1 pseudogene is annotated in these 1,633 nt (G+C 75.0%); it reads right to left on the reverse strand.

Features of this window, described 5'->3' with window-relative positions:
* A pseudogene (locus H5J30_RS31960) lies at window positions 1-1,633 on the reverse strand (Tc toxin subunit A); the annotation flags it as partial.

A 1,633-nucleotide genomic window follows, 5' to 3' on the forward strand; every position in this document is an offset into this window, starting at 1 on the left:
GGCGAGTTCCGGCTCGTCGCCGCCGGCGGGTACGGGCAGCGCAGGGTGCACCGGGTGCGCCATCGGCAGGCCGGAACTCAGCTCCGCCTCGCCGCCGTTGAACCCGTCCGGCGGTACGGGGAAGGGGCCGCCGCCCCCGTACAGCTCGATCAGCCGCAGCAGGTCGGCGATCGACATGCGCAGCGCGCGGGCGAGGACGACGGTCCGGTACAGGGCGGACAGGTTCGCCAGCGTCAGCAGCCGGCTCGGGGTGACCGAGCGCGGGCCGGTGACCAGTTCGGCCAGTTCGGCGTCGGTGACCTCCAGGACGGCGAGCAGCGCGGAGGTGACGGCGGGCGCCAGCAGGTCGCCGACGACGGCGACCTCGGTGCGGGCGGCGTTCAGCGCGAACGGGCCGACCTGCCCCGGTTCGAGCTGCACGACGGTCGGGTCCAGGAACAGCCGGTCGTACAGCGGCGGGCGGTCCGCCGTCGCGTACGGGTGGGTGGGCAGCGGCCCGTAGAGGACGAGGACCTGCTCGCGGGTGAGCCGCAGCCGCTCGGCGAGCCGCCGGACGGCGACGACGCCGCGCAGCGCGGTGGCGTCCAGCCGGCCCCGGGTGCCCGCGGACATCAGCACGAGGTCGAGGTCGAGGGCCGGCCAGCCGAGCGCGCGCTGCAGGCGGATGAACCGGTGGAGGCGGTCGAGGAACGCCGCGTCGAGACCGGACAGATAGAGGTTGTTCGTGTCGCAGGCGGGGCCGCCGTCGCTGCCGATGATGTGCACGGCCCCGTGCGGGTTGACGAACCGGGTGTCGAGGATCGTGAGGAGGTCGGCGTAGACCGTGCCGGTCGCGTCCAGCAGCCGCCGCACCACGGTCAGGTCGAGGACCAGGGCGTCGGGGGCGGTGCCGGCCGGCCTGCCGTAGAACTCCGCGAGCGTACGGGCCGGCTCCAGCGGCTCGCCCGTCACGATCCGCCAGCCGGCCGGCGGCAGCCCGGCGCGCTCGACGGCCAGGGCGGTCCCGGTCGCGGTGGCGGGAAGCAGCGCGGCGAGCAACTCCTCGCGCGGCACGCCGAGGTGGGCCAGGCAGACGCGGGTCTGCTCGCGCCACAGGTCGAAGGGCAGGCCGAACGGGTGGACGGCGCGGCGGAGCACCTCGTACGCGCCCGGGTTCACGTGCTGCGGCTGCGCCCGCAGGTGGGCGGGGTCGCCGCTGGTCTGCCGCTCGGTCGCGGGGATGTGCACCGGGGACACGACGTCTTCGAGGAGTTCGTTCACCAGGTCGGCGTACGGGAGTTGCAGGTTGGTGTTGTCGCAGGTCAGCTCGATGTCCCAGAGGTCGGGCCGGCGCCGGTACAGCGCGTTGGCGACGTGGCCCTCGCCGCCGGGCGGCTCGGGGTCGCCCCTGATGCCGAGGTCGCGCAGCGACAGGAGCAGGTCGACGAGGTAGGCGGCCTGGCCGTGCACGGACCGGCAGTCGGAGCAGGCGCAGTAGTCCGCGGAGCCGAACAGCTCCTCCCAGTCGGGGATCTGCGCGGTCAGCTCGGCGGAGACCCGCGGGGAGGACAGCCACGGCAGGTCGAAGTGGGCGGCGGTGCGCAGGTCGGCGACGAGCGTCACCGAGGTGCCGTGCACCTGCCCGGCGCGGGCG

This window comes from Streptomyces phytophilus (assembly GCF_013870535.1).
Taxonomy (GTDB): domain Bacteria; phylum Actinomycetota; class Actinomycetes; order Streptomycetales; family Streptomycetaceae; genus Streptomyces; species Streptomyces phytophilus.